Below are 17,649 nucleotides of genomic sequence, written 5' to 3' on the forward strand. Positions count from 1 at the left end.
TCGCCACACCGCAACAGGAATTGATCATGACGACTCCCTCCACGCTGCCCGAAGCCGCGTTCACCATGCCCGGCCGCCTGCACGCCGCCGCTGGCGACGTGGCACGCACCGACGCCTACCTCCCTGCCGCCACCGTGCAGTGCCATGCGGCCAACCTGCTCGCGCTCGCCAACGGCGACGTGCTCTGCGCATGGTTCGGCGGCACCCAGGAAGGCGTGCCCGACATTTCGGTCTACCTCTCGCGCCTGACCAACGGCAGCGACACGTGGAGCGAGCCGGTGCGCCTCTCCGACGACCCCACGCGTTCCGAACAGAACCCGGTGCTCTTTGCGGCGCCCAATGGCGAAATCTGGCTGATCTACACGGCGCAGCTCTCCGGTCACCAGAACACCTCGATCGTGCGCCGCCGCGTTTCCGCCGATCAGGGCCGCAGTTGGGGCCCCATCGAAACGCTGTTCGACCACCCCGGGACCTTCGTGCGCCAGCCCATCGTGGTGGCGCGCGACGGCGCGTGGCTGTGCCCCGTGTTCCTGTGCCGCGTGCAGCCCGGCGAGCGCTGGTCGGGCAACGACGACGTGAGCGTGGTGATGCGCTCGACCGACAACGGCGTGAGCTGGACCGAACACACGGTGCCCGCAAGCGTGGGCTGCGTGCACATGAACATCCAGCCGCTCGCCGACGGCTCGCTCCTCGCGCTCTACCGCAGCCGCTGGGCCGACCATATCTACGCGAGCCGCTCCGACGACGGCATGACGTGGAGCGCGCCACAGGCGCTCGCGCTGCCGAACAACAACTCGTCGATCCAGTTCGTCGCGCTCGCCAACGGGCACCTGGGCCTTGTGTTCAACGCGAGCAGCGCGGCGCAGAGCACCGGGCGGCGCGCCTCGCTTTACGACGACATCGAGGACTCGGAAGACAGCGGCGAGCTGGTGACGCAAGCCGCCTCCGCGCACGGCACCGCGTTCTGGGGCGCGCCGCGCGCACCGATGACGCTCGCCATCTCGACGGACGGCGGCCGCACCTGGCCCATCACGCGCAACCTGGAAACCGGCGACGGCTACTGCATGACGAACAACTCGACGGACAAGCTCAACCGTGAGTTCTCGTACCCGTCGATTGCGCAGTCGCCCGACGGGCGCCTGCATATCGCTTACACGTACTTCCGCCAGCGCATCAAGTACGTGAGCGTGGCGGAGGAATGGGCCAGCGCGGCGAGCGCCGCGTCACAGCCCGCGCCCGCCGCCGCCTGATGGGGAGCCGGGTCCCTGAGCGATGAACGCGAGGCGTCGGAAAGTGGCTACAGTACGGGGTGCAGCGCGCGGTAAAGTACCGTGTAAACTGCGTGCGCGCCGTATTGTCCACGCCGTCTGCCTCGCCGCGAAGCGGCGCCCCGAACCCAACGCCGAACACTCCATGAAAGTAGCCCGCCGCCGTGAAGCCATGCTCCAGGCTGTCCTCTCCGGCATGACCGAAGTGTCCGAGCTGTGCGAACACTTCGGCATGTCGGAGGCCACCGTGCGCCGCGACCTGCGCGCGCTCGCCGACGAGCGGCTCATCCTGCGCACCTATGGCGGCGCGGCTTCGGTCGGCACGCACGCGCCCGAGGAATCGCTCGAACAGCGCCGCCAGAGCTTCCGGGCCGAGAAAGACGCCATCGGCCACGCGGCCGCCGCCCACGTGCACACCGGCGACACGATCTTCCTCGACAGCGGCACCACCACCGCCGCGCTGGCGCGCGCGCTCGCGCAGGCGGGCCGCCACGACATTCGCGTGGTGACGAACAACCTGCTCGTCGTGCAGGCGCTCGCGGGCAGCAGCGTGCCGCTCACGCTGATCGGCGGCGAAGTGCGCGAGTCGAGCATGAGTACGCTCGGACCGATCGCGCAGCTCGCGCTCACGCGCGTGACGGTCGACAAGGCCTTTCTCGGCGCCGATGGCGTGGTGCCCGGCCGCGGCCTGTGCGAAGCGACCGCCGACCAGGCCTACCTCAAGGAGTGCCTCATGCGGCAGGCCGCGAGCCTCTTCGTGCTCGTGACCGCCGACAAGCTCAACCGCGACAGCCAGCAGCACTGGGCGCCGATCGAGAAGCCGTGGACGCTCATCACGGACGCGAGCGCTTCGGATGGCGAGTTGCAGGCATTTCGCAATCTCGCGGGGCTCACGATCGAGCTGATAGAAGTGTCTGCGGGAGCCGCGCATTGAAAGACGACGATGGACAACGCAACGAACACCGCAAATAGCACGTCAACGCCTGCCACGAACAAGCGCATGGTCGTGACGGGCGCAAGCTCCGGCATCGGCTACGCGATTGCGAAGCACCTGCTCGCCGAGGGCCATGACGTGATCGGTCTGAGCCGCAGCGCGCCGGATCTCGATCATCCGCGCTTCACCTGGTGCGCCGCGGACCTCGACGATACGGCCGCAATTGCCGGAGTCGCACAACGCATGGGCGCGGTGGATGGCCTCGTGCACGCAGCCGGCTTCATGAAAACGGCGCGCATCGGCGAACTCGACGCAGCGAGCGGCGAAGCAATGTGGCGCCTGCACGTGGGCGCCGCCTCGGCGCTCGCCAATGCGCTCGTGCCCGCCATGCCCGGAGGCGGCCGCATCGTGCTGATCGGCAGCCGCGTGTCGGGGGGCTCCGCCGGGCGCAGTCAGTATGCCGCCGTCAAGGCCGCCATGGTCGGCATGGCGCGTTCGTGGGCCATCGAGCTGGCACCGCGCGGCCTTACCGTCAACGTGGTCTCCCCCGCCGCGACCGCCACGCCCATGTTGAACGACCCGAAGCGCACGTCCAGCGCGCCGGTCATGCCGCCGATCGGGCGCTACGTGACGGCAGAGGAAGTGGCCTCGATGGTCGCGTATCTGCTCGGCCCGCAGGCCGGCGCGATCACGGGCCAGCAGATCATGATCTGCGGGGGGAGTTCGCTGTAGGGCGGGCGTGGGTGCGGTGGCTGTCGCGCAGCGCGCGCTTCTGATCTTCTTTCGCCTCGCACGTGCTCAACGTCCCTGCGCAGTAAGGGCAGCGTCCAGTCGCGGATAGACACGGCGTGCGTTGCCTTCGTAGATCTTGAACCGCTGGTCGGGGTTCATGTCCGCGGCTTCGATATAGCGTTTCGTGTCGTCGAAATAGTGCTGCGTGTATGGATCGATGCCGCGCACCGCTCCTATCATCTCGCTCGCGAACAGGATGTTGTCGACGGGAACCACCTCGGTTAGCAATTCGATGCCGGGCTGGTGATAAACGCAGGTGTCGAAAAACACGTTGTTGAGGAGATGCGCTTCCAGGAGACCGCGCCAAAGCGGGGGCGCTATGCCGCGTTATTGTGAGCGTGCTTGTTGACCGCGAGCGTCGGATACCATCGCTCAAACGTGATCGCAACTGCTCATTCAGGACCGCCGTCCTCACCTGCAGAAGGGCATGCGCGGGAGCGGGCCGCCACGCCATCTGCTGCCGCTTCACAAAGCGCTTGCTGACCACCTGGTTGACCGCCGATTCGACGAAGCTCGAGGTGATCGGCTCGCCGTGACGATCCGTAGTTCACAATAAAGCTTTGGTTATTTTCGATGTAACCGATGAACTCCTCCAGTCTGGCCGGCAGCCTGGCCTCCTCTGGACTGCCAACCGCGGCGAGTTCCCAGCCCACGCTTTCGAGCCGCTGCAGCGCCGCATAAGGGCAGCCGTGCCAGAGTGCCACTTTGCACTGCCTATCGATCATCGCTCCGATGCACGGCCGTTCGCCGCAATCCGGCAACCCCTTGATCACCTGTTCCAGATTCTGCACTCGCATGGCGACGTGAAACCAGTCGAGTACCTTATCGCCACAATCGCCAAAGTCGAGCTGGGCGCGACGCACGGTGTCGCCGCCGTCGGACAGGAAAGTTACTGGCTGGTCCGCACCGACACCCTCCTGGGCGAGAAACGTCAGCATCCGATCGGCGGGCGCGTGCTCGAGTGTATGAACGTATGCGAAGTTGTGTCCGCCGCCGTCATCGTGCAGTGATTTTCCGACGATCACTCCGAACCAGCCGTCCTGCTGTGTCCGGCCAGCCGAATATATCCGCGTCGATACCCACTGCGCGTACTGAACTGTATTGCGGAATAGCGTCGTTCGGCGCGCTATTGTTTCTACATGGCCCGCCGCGCCCCACACAGCCAAGTCTGAACGACGCGCCAGGCATACACGTGCGTTGGAGACGCGCCATGATGCGATGCTCGCCGATCATTCCGGCGCATGTTTGACGTGGGCGCGAGATGCCGGCTGGACCGTCATGGACACGATCGAGCCGGCGGAACTCGACCTTCGACGTCGGCGCCTGTTCGGATTCACGGGCGAGCGCCTGTGGTGCTGGATTTACCGCACCCGGGACAGGCAATTCGCAGCGCGACTGGCTGGAGCCCGGCTGCAGGCGGTCGGCGCCACGCCAGGTGACGCCATCACAGCGTTGCGCCGCAGCGCCGCTGACTATCAGCGCGTTTGCCACGTTACCCTGCCACACACCCCGGCTGTCCCGCTTGTCAGACCTGAACCCATGGCTCCGATGCTGGCCGACAGCTACCACGCGCTCGTTAGCGATATCCGGCACTTCGGCGGCTTCTGGCGGGCGGGCCCGGAGCTGGGCGATGCTGCGCGCCGTTACCAGCGAGCCAGAATCGGCGGCGCGCGGCACCTCTAATGCATGCTCCACCGCGGTGTGGCCGATCGCGAAACAGCGCTGGACTGATAACCCGCATTTTCAGTCAAGCGTCTAAAACGCAGGAAACCTGTCACCGTGAAAACGCGCACGCCATCCTCCGATGGCGTCGTGCTGCGCTTCCTGACCATGACGTCGTGAAATCTTCGAATCTCGATGGCAATGAGCGCACGCAATCCGGTCTCCGTTGTAACGTGCCACGCCCACCGCATCAGGTAATTGTCTACCAGTTCAGGTCACACGGTCGATGAGCCAGGATCCTCGTCGACAATCGGCGCGACGTTGTGCTCAGGTAGACTGCGATTCTTGCCCACCTCGCGTCGACGATATGGACATTCAACTGCTGGTCATATGCGAGCTTACATTCGTAATCCATGTGATTGCGACGCAAGCGTATGCGGTTCGGATTGCCGGCGTCCGCACGCGCCGCATCGCCGTGTCTTTCTCCCTGTTCGGAATCATCGCTCTCGTTTCACGGACGGCAAATTCCTTTCAGGGACCATTCATCGCGAAGCGGGTTGAGCTGGATATTGCGCATCACATGGAGCATGGATTGCTCGGCGACTTCCGGCTTTTTCTACTCACCGCCACGGTGGCAAGCACTGTCGGTGCATTTCTGATTCCTAGCTCAACGTTATTTCAGCCGCGCTGTTCGACCACTTCCAGGCAAATCGCTCGATCCCTCGCCTGCTACTCCATATCTTCAGTCGCGGAGGCGTCAGCTACATTCGGTTTGGAGCGCGGCTCCCGTCCCGACATAACGTCACCCAACTTGCGACCGGGGCAGGCGTTTCCTGGAAAGTCATCGGACTAAACGTGATCGCGATGGCGATCTGGACAGTCGGCGTTTTCGCGTCGCTCTATGCCGGATACCTGAAACCCGATCTGCGAGTGACCTGCGCGAATCTGTCATCAGTTATCAATGGTTTTGCGGCGGTGGTGTTGGCAGTCGTCATCGATCCGCAAGTTTCAGTGATGACTGACGACGTAATCGAAGGCCGGATTTCGGAGAACAGCTTCCGGCGAGCCATTACAACTCTTGCAGGTGCACGCGTTCTCGGGACACTGTGCGCATAGGCGGCACTCGTTCCAGCGGCATTGATCATTGTCCACGTCGCCGAACTCATTTAGCGTGGCGACCGGTACCTGAGCGTTCTTCAACGGCCGTTCTACGGCGCCGCCTGCATCGGCGACAATGAGCCGTTGTATTGCCGTTTCAGTCAGTCCTGGACATCGTCGACTCTTTCTCACACATAGTCGGAAGGCGATCTACGTGGCTCTTTTCGCAAGTATCGCAATGGCCATAGCTATTCATTCCGGAGGCCCTTTGAAGGCGCAGACAGAGATTGAAACGCCCGGGCCAGCCGGACCCCTGAGAGGTACTTTGTTATCGCCGGCCGCCGGCGATGTCCCTGTAGTACTGATCGTACCTGGCTCAGGCCCGACCGACCGGAATGGCAACGGACCGAATGGGCTTCACGCGGCCACCTACCGGTTGCTCGCCAATGGTCTGCTGGAGAAAGGGATTGCGTCGGTTCGGATCGACAAGCGCGGCATGTATGGCAGCGCGTCAGCGATACCTGATGCCGACGACGTCACAATCAACGACTACGCGACGGATGTCCACGCGTGGGTTACCGCTATCCAGGCGCGGACCGGTGCTTCGTGCGTATGGGTATTGGGTCACAGCGAGGGTGGACTGGTGGCGTTGCTGGCCGCGCAGCAAACTGCCAACATTTGCGGTCTGATCCTGGTATCGACAGCGGGCTATCCGCTGGAACAGGTATTGAGGCAACAACTGCGAGCAAACCCGGCAAATGCTCCTCTCCTGGGCAATGCAACGTCGATAATCGAGTCGCTCAGCGCCGGAACGAGGGTAGACGCGGACAGCATCGACCCGGCACTGATGCCGTTGTTCCGCCCGCAGGTTCAGCGCTTTCTGATGAGCGAATTGACCGTCGATCCGGCAGCCCTGCTGGCACGTTATACGAAGCCTGTCCTTATCGTACAGGGTTCGCGGGATATCCAGGTTTCCGTTCAGGACGCGCAACGGTTGAAGCATGCAGATCCGCGAGCCGAGCTGTCGCTCGTACCGAATGCAAATCACGTCCTCAAAGCCGTTCACACCCAGCCCCGGAGCGAAAACCTTGCCGCCTATTCGGACCCCGGTCTTCCCCTGGCGGACGGCGTGGTGGAAGCCATTTCGGCGTTCGTGCAGACATCGACCACCTGCCCGCGCTAGTCCCGGTTGAATCATCTCGCTCTCTGGGGCCAACCTGGCAGGCGCCGGGTAACGAGTCGAAACAATTGATGCGTCAACGACTTCGCTCGCCGGCCGTTTATCTGTGACCGAAGGTAGCTGCAGCGCCACCAATAAAAAGGAGTCTGGCCATGCTGCGCAGTGTCAGGAAAGTCGCTATAGGTGGCGTGCTGATTGTGACTTGCGCCGCTGCGCAGCCGAACCCAGTTTTCTCCGACACAGGATATGCCGCAGACGCCTACGGTGCCGCGGAACACTACCCGTTGCCCATTCCCGGTCACGCGAGAACGCAAAAGCAGTTCGTCGGCTATTACAGCCATTTCGACGAGGTGCGCCCAGCCGATCCCATCGCCAGAGCCGGCACCCCATCGACATTCAAGACGTCAGAACGCGAGTTGGCGTTACAGTATCCTTACGGCGGCCAATATCGCAAACTCAATGACTATCTCGATCGCAACCCGGTAACCGGCTTGCTGATCGCGCGAGGCGACACGATCCTCTACGAGCATTATCGTTACGCGCGCAAGGATTCGGACCGGTTCATGTCGCAATCGATGGCGAAGACGATCGTCGGCATGCTGATCGGCATTGCGATATCCGAGGGTGCAATTCGCTCGATCGACGATTGGCGGATGTCTATGTACCGGAACTGGCAGACAACCCGTATGGGCAGACTTCGATACGGGATCTGCTGCACATGTCCTCCGGCGTCCATTTCTTCGAAGACAGCAATCCCGGTGACGACCGTGACAGGTTGGGCCGCGATCTTTTCAATCCACACGGGCTGGGTGCCGTCGATGCCGTCAAACATTTCGACAAGCGAGATCGCCCGCCCGGCACGCATTTCAGCTACGCCAGCATCGAAACGGAAGTGCTCGGGCTGGTTTTAAGTCATGCGACACATATGTCCGTTGCGCAATATGCGAGCGAGCGGATCTGGAAGAAAATGGGTATGGAGTCGGATGGATCGTGGGGGCGCGATGCATCCGGGCAGAACATTACCTATTGCTGCGTGAGCGCCACGCTGCGCGACTGGGCGCGGCTCGGAATGATGCTCGCGAATGACGGCCGGTGGAACGGCCAGCAGATCGTCCCGCGAGAATGGGTATTACAGGCGACGAGCGTCGCTACTGGCGATGGTTTTCTTGCTCCGGGCAACGCCAACCCGATATTTGGATACGGGTATCAGGTATGGATACTGCCAGGCGAGCGCCGGATGTTTGCGCTGCAGGGGATGGACGGACAGAGGATCATCGTCGATCCAGGCTCGAAACTCGTGCTCGTGCAGACAGCGGTGTGGACGAGCGACCACGATCCGGGCATGCGGGAAATCTACGCCTTGTGGTACGCGCTCGATGCACAGTATGGCGCTCCCTGGCCTCATTAGCCGTGAACGACGGGTGCTCCCGGGAGCTCGATAGGCCGACGCGGAGGCGCTTCTTCACGCAGACTTTTCAACGGAGATGTGATCGATGGCATCGAAAAGCATCCGGCGGGCAACGGCAGAGGATGTTGCTGTGCTCACACAGATCCGCAACGAAGCACGCACGTGGAAGATAGCGCACCGCGACTATGCGTGGGGCAAGGAAGGGGACGGCGTTTCCGAGCAATGGATGCGAAACACCGTCGCTCAAAAGGAGGTGTATGTCGCTGAGCTGGACGGCACTCCAGCGGGCATGTTTGCGCTCGATCTCGACGATGAGCAGCGCTGGGGGCGGCAGGAGCCGATCGCGGGTTACGTGCACGGATTGAGTGTGCGCGCAGGCTTTAACGGACGAGGACTCGGTGGCTTCATGCTTGACTGCTGCGCGATCAGAGTGAGCGGTTTGAGTCGGCGTTATGTCCGGCTCGACTGCCCCGCTCACAACGCGAAGCTATGCGCCTGGTATGAGTCACTTGGTTTCATCCGTACAGGACTGTGGCAAGAACCCGGTCCCGATGGCTATGTCTGGTCACTGTACGAAAGAATTGCCATCCAGCATTTGACGTAAAGGTCCTGGAATTCGAAATCACTGACGTGACCGACTCGGGCACTGAAATCCCTGACAGTCTCAACCAGGGCGTTAAACCGTTCGCGCGGATATCGACGATCACCGACGGGGGCATTCATGCAACGCATTCTTGCCATCGGTGGTGGTGGCTTCATGATGGAAGACACACCATCTCCGATTGACAGGTATATCATTGACGCGACTGGAAGAACGCGGCCGCGTATCTGCTATCTCGCAACGCCCAGCGGAGATCTGCCAGCGCACATCGACAAGTTCCACGCCGCCTTCGGCAGTTCGGGTTGTGAAACGTCTCACCTTGCATTCTTTCGACAACCTGACGCGCGGTCGATTCCCGTCTTCGATCTTCGCCCAAAGCTGCTTGAGCAGGACGCCATTTATATAGGTGGCGGCAATACGAAGTCCGCACTTGCTGTCTGGCGTGAGTGGGGGCTTGATGCAATTTTGCGGGAGGTGTGGGAGAGCGGTGTGCTGCTTGCTGGCATGAGCGCAGGTGCCATGTGCTGGTTCGAGGCTGGCCTCACCGATTCATTCTGGGGCTCGACGTATCGTCCACTCGATTGCCTGGGATTGCTACCCGGTGGCTGTGCCGTTCACTACAGCAGTGATCCAAAGAGACGCGAGACGTTACATGCAGCACAACACGCCCGCATGGTCCCGCCTTCGATTGCCATTGATGACTTTGCTGCCGCACTATATCTGGGTACCTCTCTCGACAGGGTACTCTCGTGGCAAACGGGATCGACCGCGTACAAGGTTTATCGCGAAGGCAGCAAGGTGATAGAGACGGCGTTACCAGCCGAGCACATCAGTCAGTAAGTCAAACGAACCTGAGTCCGCCGGGCGAAATCCGAGTGACGGGTCCAAGCCCGCTGGTTGCAGCGGCGGTCGCGTCGCACAAGACGCACGCACGAGTCTTCACATGTGAGTCAGGGTCCGCTCGGCCAATGAAAACGACGTCATCGTTCGAACATGAGATCCGCCCCGCAACGACTGCCGACGCCAAAGCGATAGCCACGGTTCACGTCGATACATGGCGGGTTGCCTACAAGGACATTGTGCCAGGCGGCTACCTCGCTGCTCTCGATGCGGTCGCCGGCGCACAGAGATGGCTTAGGACGGTGATGGTCGGCACGCCGCCCGTATTCGTTGCGATAGTAAGCGACTCCGTAGCCGGCTGGATCGCATTCGGACCATCCCGTGATCATGACGTCGATCCGCACTGCGCCGAGATCGAAGCTGTGTATGTGGCACCATCCTTCTGGAAGCGTGGCATTGGGACAGCGCTAATGAACGCAGCCTCAGAGAGACTCCATGCCGAGGGCTATTCGACAGTCACGCTCTGAGTGTTGAAAGACAACAAGCCGGCGCAGGCGTTCTACGTCGAGCGCGGATTTCAGGCCGATGGTTCAGTCAGGGCTATCGAAATTGGTGGCGCTGCCCTGACGGAAGTGAGACTCAAAGGGCGTATTGGCGAATAATCATGAACATCGAAGTCACCGACACGCGAAATGAGCGGGATGATGCTTTCGTTGCGTCGCAACTCAGCGCTTATAACGCGACATTCACGGAACGGGATTTCAAGCCGTTGCGCGTCTTCGCGCGAGAGGCGGATGGCAGCGTCATTGGTGGCTTGCTCGCGGGTACCTACTGGCAGTATCTCGAAGTTCACAAACTGTGGGTCAGTGAAGTACACCGTAGCGCGGGAAATGCCTCGCGACTGCTTTTGGCCGCAGAAAACGAAGCGCGCCGACGCGGCTGCAAACACGCCCTTCTCGACACATTCAGATTTCAGGCGCTCGACTTTTATCTCAATCGCGGCTATAGCGAGTTCGGCAGGCTGGAGGCTTTCTGCGGCAAACATGAACGGTACTACCTGCATAAACGACTCGACGATACGCACGCATAGTCTGTCCAACGGACCAGCTATCGCGCCGTCAAGATGGCCAGTATATGTGCGATACCACTGCAAGGTTTCCCGTGATGCTCTCGATTCACCAACTGACGGACCTTCCATCCCAGATCGGTGACCTGGAGCGTGAGGCGACTGAGGAAGGTTTCAAATTTTTTGGCCGGCTGGTTGCTGAATGGCACACCGGAAGCAACAGATTTGACAAACCTGGAGAATGCCTGCTCGCAGTCACTGAAAACGGAATCCTCGTGGCTATCGGCGGTTTGAATGCTGATCCGTATCGCCCAGACGGCACGACCGCCCGCTTACGTCGTTTGTATGTCGCGAAGGCGTTTCGGCGCCGTGGCATAGGCGAAGCTTTGGTCTCGGCGCTGCTTGAAAAAGCATCGCTACAGTTCCATTCGGTCCGGCTATCAACCGATACTGAATCGGCTTCCACCTTCTACTGCCGACGAGGTTTCATCACGGTGGATGATGAAACGGCCACTCACTCGAAAACGTTATGACTAACGCGTAGTCGCAACGCGGGATGCCGAATGACTCAGCGCATACGGTAGTTCGAGCCGAAGGTGCCGCAGAGCGCCGGGCGCCCGTCGGGGCTGCGGTAGGAGGTCCGCTAGATAGTTCGTACTCTGGGTGCAATTCGAGAGTAAAGTCAGCTCTGACGAAGAGGAGACATCCACAGAATGCCGAATTCGACACACGATTGTCGTGCGCGACTCTGGAAGCGGTCGCTGCCTGATGGGTTCTCTTCGTATGCGATACCTTCGATTTTTCGCAACGTAAGGGTAGAAGACATCGGCTTTGGGTGATCTTTTCTATGCGGCGTTCGTCGGTACCGTTGACGATGGCGGTCTGACAATGAGTCAGTACACGTCGAAAGCAACGGCCATCCTCGGTGGCCGATACGGCGAATGGCTTCCGGAGGCGTCGTGGACAATTGAGCAGATGGGTGGTCTTCGGTCCGCGTGTCTGGTTACCGATTACAAATCCTACGGTTGCCCAGTTATTGCCTTGGTGGCCACTGTACCGCCCCACAGGCGCTCCGGCGATGGTGGAGTCTTGCTGGATGCGGCGCTCGCGTCGCTTTCGGCGCTTGTGCCCGGTCATCGAGAATGCTGCGCGATGGTTACTCTCGGAAACTTCGCCTCGGAACGTCTCTTTCAGAGTCGGGGATTCTTGCCCACCACCGAATATTAGTCTCCATGGGCGAGCTCCGGCCATCGGGGGAACATCGACTGAATGAGGATATCGCCGACGATTGTCGGCAAGAACCGATCCAGAGTTGCCGGCGAGACATATGACACAGATCGCGATCGTATTGCACGGACCCAGCAGCACGGGAAAGAGCAGCCTGGCCAAGGCGCTTCAGGATAGCTCCGAAGCGCCGATGTTCCACATATCGCTCGATGCATTCGTCGAAATGTCTCGTAGGCGTGACATGCGATCGAATGAAGAGCTGAGCCAGGCGCTGAGAATACATCATCTAAATCTGCAGTCGACCTTGAAGCGCGTGGCGGCGAGTCATTTTGGAATCGTTCTCGACCTTGTGCTGCGAGATACAACTGCCTTCGAAGAATGTATTTCCGCGCTCGCACCTCGTCGCACGTACGTGATAGGTGTTTGTTGCCCATTAGTTGTTCTGGAAGAGCGTGAACGCAACAGGCCTGACCGTGGAGAAGGATTGGCGCGATCCCAGTTCGGGCATCCAGCTTACTCAAGGCTCTACTCGATGCGTCTGGATACATCAACTTGCAGTCCAGAAGAAGGCGCTCAAAGAATTCGCTCATTCATCAACGCACAGTCGCAATGACCGCTTTTGCAACCCGCGGATGATTTCGAGACGACGCCTGATGCCCGTGCCGCGTGGTCTGTTCGATCCATCTGGCTGACTTCTGTGCGCGCGCCAGATCTAACGGCCGTCGTCAAGTACAGGAACGTCTGGTTTTCAACTGCATCTGCCGCGTGACCAGGCATCTCCCGCGACGCGATCGTAACGCCCTATGGCCCGCAACCGATCGTTCGGGACAGTTTTCGCTCACCTGCTGCGTGCAGACGATACAGTGCGAACGTCGGCGTTGATCTCGGTTGAGAGCCCACAGGGGCCCACTCTCCTCCGCTCGCGCTGACGCGCAGCCGGGATCCTGGCAACCAGCGCCAAAATTCCAGGCGCGGCCTTGAGAACGTTCACTGGGGCGTTCAGTTCCTTGAGGCCAGCCGGAACGGATCAACGGCCCACATTTCGCCCGCGCTGAGATGAGGCCGTGACTCAGCGAGCCACTCTTCAAGTGGCGTCAGTTTGATGCCCGACGAGACTGCACCGCAGAACGACTCGGAGACAAACGGCGCGCTATCCCCGGGGCGGCGCACGACCTGGACAATGTGGGTAATCCCGCGAGGACGAGGATGGTTGTTCGCCCACGAAGGCTCTCCCATTTTTAGCCCAATGGTGGCGAGGCGCGGAAGACTGTGTACCGTAATCCTGCCCCCATCAAGGACAAAACCCGTTCGAGTCTCGATCTCCTGAATGATCCGATCCGACCATGCGTGAAGCGCTGTCACGTCGCCAGAACCGAACACCGCGCGGCCCGCGGCCTCGTTCTCTGCCTGCATCGCCTTTGTAAGGAGTAACCTGACCCACCCCGAGCAGTCGATGACCGGCGGGTCGGCCACGAGGCGTTCCGACTTGACACCGCGCTGGTAGCCGACTCGGCCTGTATAGGTTTGCGCGAGATACCACATCGCTCTCTCAGCAGCCTCGAATTGCATGACGCCCCCGGTTACTGCGCTCCATGGCTATTATCCTTCGTTAGCGACGCCCCAAGCCGGTCGCTGTTCCGGGTGAATGGAAGTTCCGCTGCGGGGTCGCTGTCAAGGGTCGCGCGGTTGCGAAACACGCCGGCATATCATGCCATTTGCATCAGTCAACTATCGGCCACTTGTGGACGTTCGACATTGATTCCCAGATTGCTGACAATTGCAGATGGGTCGGACTCAAACTCTGTGCTAGCGTGCCGTTATCAACTTAAACCAACCAACCTCCTCGATACCCGTGGCGGTTCAGTCCGTCTCAATCATGGCGACAACAACGAAGCTTCCAATTCTTTGCGTGTTCTTAACCGTTCTCTTCACTGGATGCGGCACTGTCGGCCAACTGATACAGGGGCAAGATTCGCTATCGACCATTCCTGCTGACCCACATCAGACAACCCCTCCACATTGGGTCACTGCCGACATTGCGGAAGCCAATCCCTATCTGTCGAAAGAGTTAGCTGGCAATGTCTGGAAGGTCGATACCAACTCAATCAAATCCGAATATGGTTGGATATGGGTATGGGAGCGATTCATCCCATCACCCAAGATGGGGACAGCTATTGGCATTCAGGTTGCCGACACGTATCGCGGTATCAATTGTCAGACACGGGAGACAACCGAATGGCTCCATCGCTATCGGAAAACTGATGGGACATTTATCAGAGAAGGCGTAGAGAACGGAGACTGGGATTTGCACAAGATGCCGGCAGGAACGGCAGGTCCAGCAGCAAAGGAGGTCGATATCGTCTGTCAGCGTAGCTGAAAGCACGCCCGACATCTCCTCGCGCTTGGCGTGGGGCTCTGGTCGGCCAGTTCCGGATGGTCGACGTCACGAGATAGATCGTAGATAATTGAGCAGTCAGGGACTCAGGTATGCGGAGGAAAGTTTTGAGCTGACCTCTTTATGGGGGCTGCAGCTCGCAGCACCTTCAACAATAACGACGGGGCGCAAGAGAACCCAAAGATCACTGCGCCACCGCTAACTACCCGATGTTCATCATGCGCCTTCGTTACGTCGCTGTTGTTTGCGCGGTATTTTCCTTGCTCGGTTGCGTGAGCGTGCACGATCCCCGTAGCGCGTCAATCACTCCCGCAGATGAAGTTGGCAGTGCTTCCGGAGCGATAGCATGTAGTGTGGACGCACATACTTGTGGTCCTTGGAAATATGCTGGTGGGTTACCCAACGTTGCTCCGACCATTGCCCATGCAAATGATCTATTTCGACTTGGTGCCGATTTCGATACCGCCTACGTTGGAGTCGATATGCGCTGGCGTTTGCCTGTGGGTAACCCTGGTGTTTTCGGTACGCAAAGCAATCTTCTGATGGCATGCTCTACTAAGATAGGGACATGCGAGATGGCCAGCGTGGCTGACACTCGGGTGGTCAACCGTGTCGTATCTGTCGATGGACCGAATTTGTTGGCCGCGGTTGAAACATACTCTTCGGATAGTCTTAACCAGTACGAAACTGGCTTCGCATCATCCTCAGATGGCGGAAAGACTTGGTCACCGATAAAACTTCCAGAGCCTTGTCCCAGTATGCACTCGTGTCGAATGATTACGACAAGGTCAGGGAATCTTGTTTTTCTGGCGACGAAAACGTCATCGCAATCGCCATCGAAGTGGCCGACAAATATTTATCGTTCGCCGGATCACGGTCAGAGATGGGTGCGCGAGACGGGTGAGCAAGGTGAGCCGTCACATCAATGGTCAGCGTATATCGCGGATGATGGCGTCTATATGGTCACGGGCGACGAGGATCATCCGACGAGCATCATTAAGCTATCGAACGGTCGAGACCAAATTGTGTTTGGATTGCCGAGCTCACTACATGGTCGCATCATGCACATGACGGGAAGCGGTGATGCGCTTTATGCTTTGGTGGAGACTGGCATATATCCGCAACAGGAATACCGTCTCTATGCAATTCAAAATGGTCACGCCTCTGAGTTGTGGCGAGATAACACGCTGGCTCAAAATGTCTGGACTAACGACCAAATAATCGTATTGAAAACAGAAGATTTCAGTTTTATGGTGTTGCCGCAGGGCGTTTTTCGAAGCATCTTGCAGATCAGCTCTGATCGCGGACGGACGTGGCGTCGCATGACGCTTCCCGATGCGTTGTCTGATTGCATCGTGGAGGTCGTGAATAGTCGCGTTTGGGTTGTTACGTCTAAGGGGGTCTGGTACAGAGACGTGACTTGAACGTGACTTGACCAAAGGGTCCGGGCGAACGTCCGTACGCCCGGTCTCGAACAACAGGACATGGATGGAAAGAAAGAAGGTGCGAATGTCCGCTTCGGCTTTCCGCGACCGTCTCTTGAGGGTCGGCTACTGCCGAACGTCTGGACTTCGTCAAACGCTGCACTCCTATACCTTTTCCCATATTCGGCGTAAGCCGCCGACGAACGACCCTAGCGAAGTGTGCTCACACGTCGTCAACGCTTACGTCGGGGGCAACAGATCAGAAAACCGCATCCGTTGTCATTGCTCGCCAGACCGCCAGGCGGCGACGTGACCTGCCCGAGGAAAAGCCCAATGTCGAACGTGCCGTCGCCGAAGTCCGGCGCCTGCGATTGAGCGCCCGTTGGCAGCGACCCACCGCAAAGTGACGAACCGGGCCAAGTGTCGATATATCCCCCTCCCTGTCTAGCAGCCCACCTGCGGTCGGTGTATGAGCCAGGAGGCGGCTCCAGAAGAACCCGGCTAAGGATCTGCTAAGTCTGAGCGATCAGACTGCAGGTCCGTCACCCGATTTCCGAGGAGTCGCCGTATGACCTACACGTCCGATCGACCGGCGACACGCTGGCTCAACAAGGTGCCCGCGATCACTTTCGCGTTCTGGATCATCAAGATCATGTCGACCACGGTCGGCGAGACTGGTGCCGACTTTCTCGCGGTCAACGCGGGATGGGGACAAGGCGCAACGCGCGCGCTGATGACGTCGCTGCTTGCGATCGCGCTCATTCTGCAGATGCGCACGCGCAGGTACACACCATGGATCTACTGGCTTACGGTCGTGCTCGTGAGCGTCGTCGGCACGCAGATTACCGATTTGCTCACCGACGGCCTCGGTGTCAGCCTCTACATCAGCACGGGCGTATTCGCCATTGTGCTCGCGGCATTCTTCGCGATCTGGTATCGCGTCGAGGGCACCCTGGCGATCGACGCGATCGACACGGCGCGTCGCGAAGGGTTCTACTGGGCCGCGATCCTCTGCACGTTCGCGCTCGGCACGGCCGCGGGCGATCTCGCGACCGAAGCGCTGGGTCTCGGCTTCTCGCTCGGCGCGATGTCGTTCGGCATCCTGCTGGCTGCGGTCTACACAGCATGGCGAATCGGCGCGAACGCGGTTCTCACGTTCTGGATCGCGTACATCCTGACGCGACCATTCGGGGCCTCGCTCGGCGACCTGCTCACGCAGTCGCGCAGCTACGGCGGGTTCGGCATGGGGGCCGCTTCGACGAGCCTGCTGTTCCTCACTGTGATCGTCGTGCTGGTCGCCGTCGCGCAGATCGGCGCCAGTAGCCGCGCGCGCGTCGAGAGCGCCGAGTGACCATCACGCTTCTTTCACTATCGAATCGAGGATTTTTCATGCGTTATCCAACCACGCTTTCGCGTCTGCTCGTTGCCGGTTCCGTGTGCGCTGCGCTCGGCCTCGCTGCCGGTTGCTCCAGACAGACCGGCAGCGCCGCCGTATCGACCACGGCGTCCGCCTCCGCGGCCGCACAGAGCGGTTCGCCCGCAAGCGCGTCGAAGCTCGGCGACCTCTCCCAGTTCCGCAGGATCACGGCCGACGTGTCCGATCTCGTTGCCAGGGGCGACCTGCCTGGCGGCAGGACACGCATCAAGGATCTCGAGATCGCGTGGGACGAGGCCGAAGCTGGCCTGAAGCCACGCGCGGCCGACGACTGGCACGTGCTCGACAAGGCGATCGACCGCGCGCTCGAAGCACTGCG

18 protein-coding genes and 3 pseudogenes are annotated in these 17,649 nt (G+C 60.2%); 18 read left to right on the top strand and 3 right to left on the bottom strand.

The features are described from left to right. The first annotated feature begins 26 nt into the window (after nucleotides 1-26). The 3 genes from ACOJB8_RS15655 to ACOJB8_RS15665 all read left to right on the top strand — a co-directional run bounded on the left by ACOJB8_RS15655 (nucleotide 27) and on the right by ACOJB8_RS15665 (nucleotide 2,934). Nucleotides 27-1,250 carry a sialidase family protein gene (locus ACOJB8_RS15655; RefSeq protein ID WP_475013272.1) on the top strand — a complete coding sequence of 408 codons (1,224 nt, stop codon included), beginning with the start codon at nucleotides 27-29 and terminating at the stop codon, nucleotides 1,248-1,250. Between the two features lie 163 nt (nucleotides 1,251-1,413). Then, nucleotides 1,414-2,202 carry a DeoR/GlpR family DNA-binding transcription regulator gene (locus tag ACOJB8_RS15660; RefSeq protein WP_475013273.1) on the top strand — a complete coding sequence of 263 codons (789 nt, stop codon included), beginning with the start codon at nucleotides 1,414-1,416 and terminating at the stop codon, nucleotides 2,200-2,202. Between the two features lie 9 nt (nucleotides 2,203-2,211). Then, the gene (locus tag ACOJB8_RS15665; protein WP_475013275.1) at nucleotides 2,212-2,934 is read left to right on the top strand and encodes an SDR family NAD(P)-dependent oxidoreductase; all 723 of its coding nucleotides are present in this window, start codon (nucleotides 2,212-2,214) and stop codon (nucleotides 2,932-2,934) included. A gap of 66 nt (nucleotides 2,935-3,000) precedes the next feature. On the opposite strand, the pseudogene ACOJB8_RS15670 reads toward ACOJB8_RS15665, so the two are convergent. Both ACOJB8_RS15670 and ACOJB8_RS15675 read right to left on the bottom strand, forming a co-directional pair. Next, nucleotides 3,001-3,321, bottom strand: a pseudogene (locus ACOJB8_RS15670) (amidohydrolase family protein); the annotation flags it as partial. Next, nucleotides 3,312-4,122: pseudogene (locus ACOJB8_RS15675) on the bottom strand (ISKra4-like element ISBte1 family transposase); the annotation flags it as partial. The pseudogenes ACOJB8_RS15675 and ACOJB8_RS15670, both read right to left, overlap by 10 nt. Nucleotides 4,123-4,272: 150 nt before the next feature. Here ACOJB8_RS15675 and ACOJB8_RS15680 point away from each other — a divergent pair. The 11 genes and pseudogenes from ACOJB8_RS15680 to ACOJB8_RS15730 all read left to right on the top strand — a co-directional run bounded on the left by ACOJB8_RS15680 (nucleotide 4,273) and on the right by ACOJB8_RS15730 (nucleotide 12,689). Next, complete coding sequence (locus ACOJB8_RS15680) at nucleotides 4,273-4,677, top strand: hypothetical protein (protein ID WP_342946659.1); 405 nt, start codon at nucleotides 4,273-4,275, stop codon at nucleotides 4,675-4,677. A 346-nt stretch (nucleotides 4,678-5,023) separates the two neighbouring features. Further along, nucleotides 5,024-5,772 (top strand): annotated as a pseudogene (locus tag ACOJB8_RS15685) (lipid II flippase Amj family protein). 220 nt (nucleotides 5,773-5,992) lie between these two features. Beyond that, nucleotides 5,993-6,937 (top strand): alpha/beta hydrolase, encoded by a 945-nt coding sequence (locus tag ACOJB8_RS15690; protein ID WP_428995934.1) that lies wholly within the window; start codon nucleotides 5,993-5,995, stop codon nucleotides 6,935-6,937. A 643-nt stretch (nucleotides 6,938-7,580) separates the two neighbouring features. After that, the gene (locus ACOJB8_RS15695) at nucleotides 7,581-8,342 is read left to right on the top strand and encodes a serine hydrolase domain-containing protein (protein ID WP_342946530.1); all 762 of its coding nucleotides are present in this window, start codon (nucleotides 7,581-7,583) and stop codon (nucleotides 8,340-8,342) included. An 85-nt stretch (nucleotides 8,343-8,427) separates the two neighbouring features. Next, on the top strand, nucleotides 8,428-8,946 hold the full coding sequence (locus ACOJB8_RS15700) for an N-acetyltransferase family protein (RefSeq protein ID WP_475013277.1): 519 nt from the start codon (nucleotides 8,428-8,430) through the stop codon (nucleotides 8,944-8,946). A gap of 117 nt (nucleotides 8,947-9,063) precedes the next feature. After that, the gene (locus ACOJB8_RS15705) at nucleotides 9,064-9,783 is read left to right on the top strand and encodes a Type 1 glutamine amidotransferase-like domain-containing protein (RefSeq protein ID WP_342946532.1); all 720 of its coding nucleotides are present in this window, start codon (nucleotides 9,064-9,066) and stop codon (nucleotides 9,781-9,783) included. 128 nt (nucleotides 9,784-9,911) lie between these two features. Next, a complete protein-coding gene (locus tag ACOJB8_RS15710; RefSeq protein ID WP_342946533.1) occupies nucleotides 9,912-10,310 on the top strand; it encodes a GNAT family N-acetyltransferase in 399 nt (132 codons plus the stop codon). A gap of 3 nt (nucleotides 10,311-10,313) precedes the next feature. Continuing rightward, on the top strand, nucleotides 10,314-10,445 hold the full coding sequence (locus ACOJB8_RS15715; protein ID WP_342946534.1) for a hypothetical protein: 132 nt from the start codon (nucleotides 10,314-10,316) through the stop codon (nucleotides 10,443-10,445). Between the two features lie 2 nt (nucleotides 10,446-10,447). Further along, nucleotides 10,448-10,873, top strand: a complete 426-nt coding sequence (locus tag ACOJB8_RS15720) for a GNAT family N-acetyltransferase (RefSeq protein ID WP_342946535.1) — start codon at nucleotides 10,448-10,450, stop codon at nucleotides 10,871-10,873. A 74-nt stretch (nucleotides 10,874-10,947) separates the two neighbouring features. Next, a complete protein-coding gene (locus ACOJB8_RS15725; protein WP_342946536.1) occupies nucleotides 10,948-11,382 on the top strand; it encodes a GNAT family N-acetyltransferase in 435 nt (144 codons plus the stop codon). A 794-nt stretch (nucleotides 11,383-12,176) separates the two neighbouring features. Next, nucleotides 12,177-12,689: a phosphotransferase-like protein gene (locus ACOJB8_RS15730; RefSeq protein WP_342946537.1), complete on the top strand. Its 513-nt coding sequence runs from the start codon at nucleotides 12,177-12,179 to the stop codon at nucleotides 12,687-12,689. A 386-nt stretch (nucleotides 12,690-13,075) separates the two neighbouring features. Here the strand turns inward: ACOJB8_RS15730 and ACOJB8_RS15735 are convergent, their stop codons facing one another. Beyond that, nucleotides 13,076-13,645 (bottom strand): hypothetical protein, encoded by a 570-nt coding sequence (locus ACOJB8_RS15735; RefSeq protein ID WP_342946538.1) that lies wholly within the window; start codon nucleotides 13,643-13,645, stop codon nucleotides 13,076-13,078. 307 nt (nucleotides 13,646-13,952) lie between these two features. On the opposite strand from ACOJB8_RS15735, the gene ACOJB8_RS15740 reads away from it, so the two are divergent. From ACOJB8_RS15740 to ACOJB8_RS15755, 4 genes are all read left to right on the top strand, one after another. Beyond that, nucleotides 13,953-14,453, top strand: a complete 501-nt coding sequence (locus ACOJB8_RS15740; protein ID WP_342946539.1) for a hypothetical protein — start codon at nucleotides 13,953-13,955, stop codon at nucleotides 14,451-14,453. 236 nt (nucleotides 14,454-14,689) lie between these two features. Then, the gene (locus ACOJB8_RS15745; protein WP_475013280.1) at nucleotides 14,690-15,895 is read left to right on the top strand and encodes a hypothetical protein; all 1,206 of its coding nucleotides are present in this window, start codon (nucleotides 14,690-14,692) and stop codon (nucleotides 15,893-15,895) included. Nucleotides 15,896-16,463: 568 nt separating this feature from the next. After that, nucleotides 16,464-17,246, top strand: coding sequence for a COG4705 family protein (locus tag ACOJB8_RS15750; protein WP_069268399.1), 783 nt, complete (start codon nucleotides 16,464-16,466; stop codon nucleotides 17,244-17,246). A gap of 38 nt (nucleotides 17,247-17,284) precedes the next feature. Further along, nucleotides 17,285-17,649: hypothetical protein (locus ACOJB8_RS15755; protein ID WP_475013283.1), on the top strand; the 365-nt coding region annotated here is incomplete at its 3' end.

Source organism: Paraburkholderia sp. BR10141 (assembly GCF_056155635.1).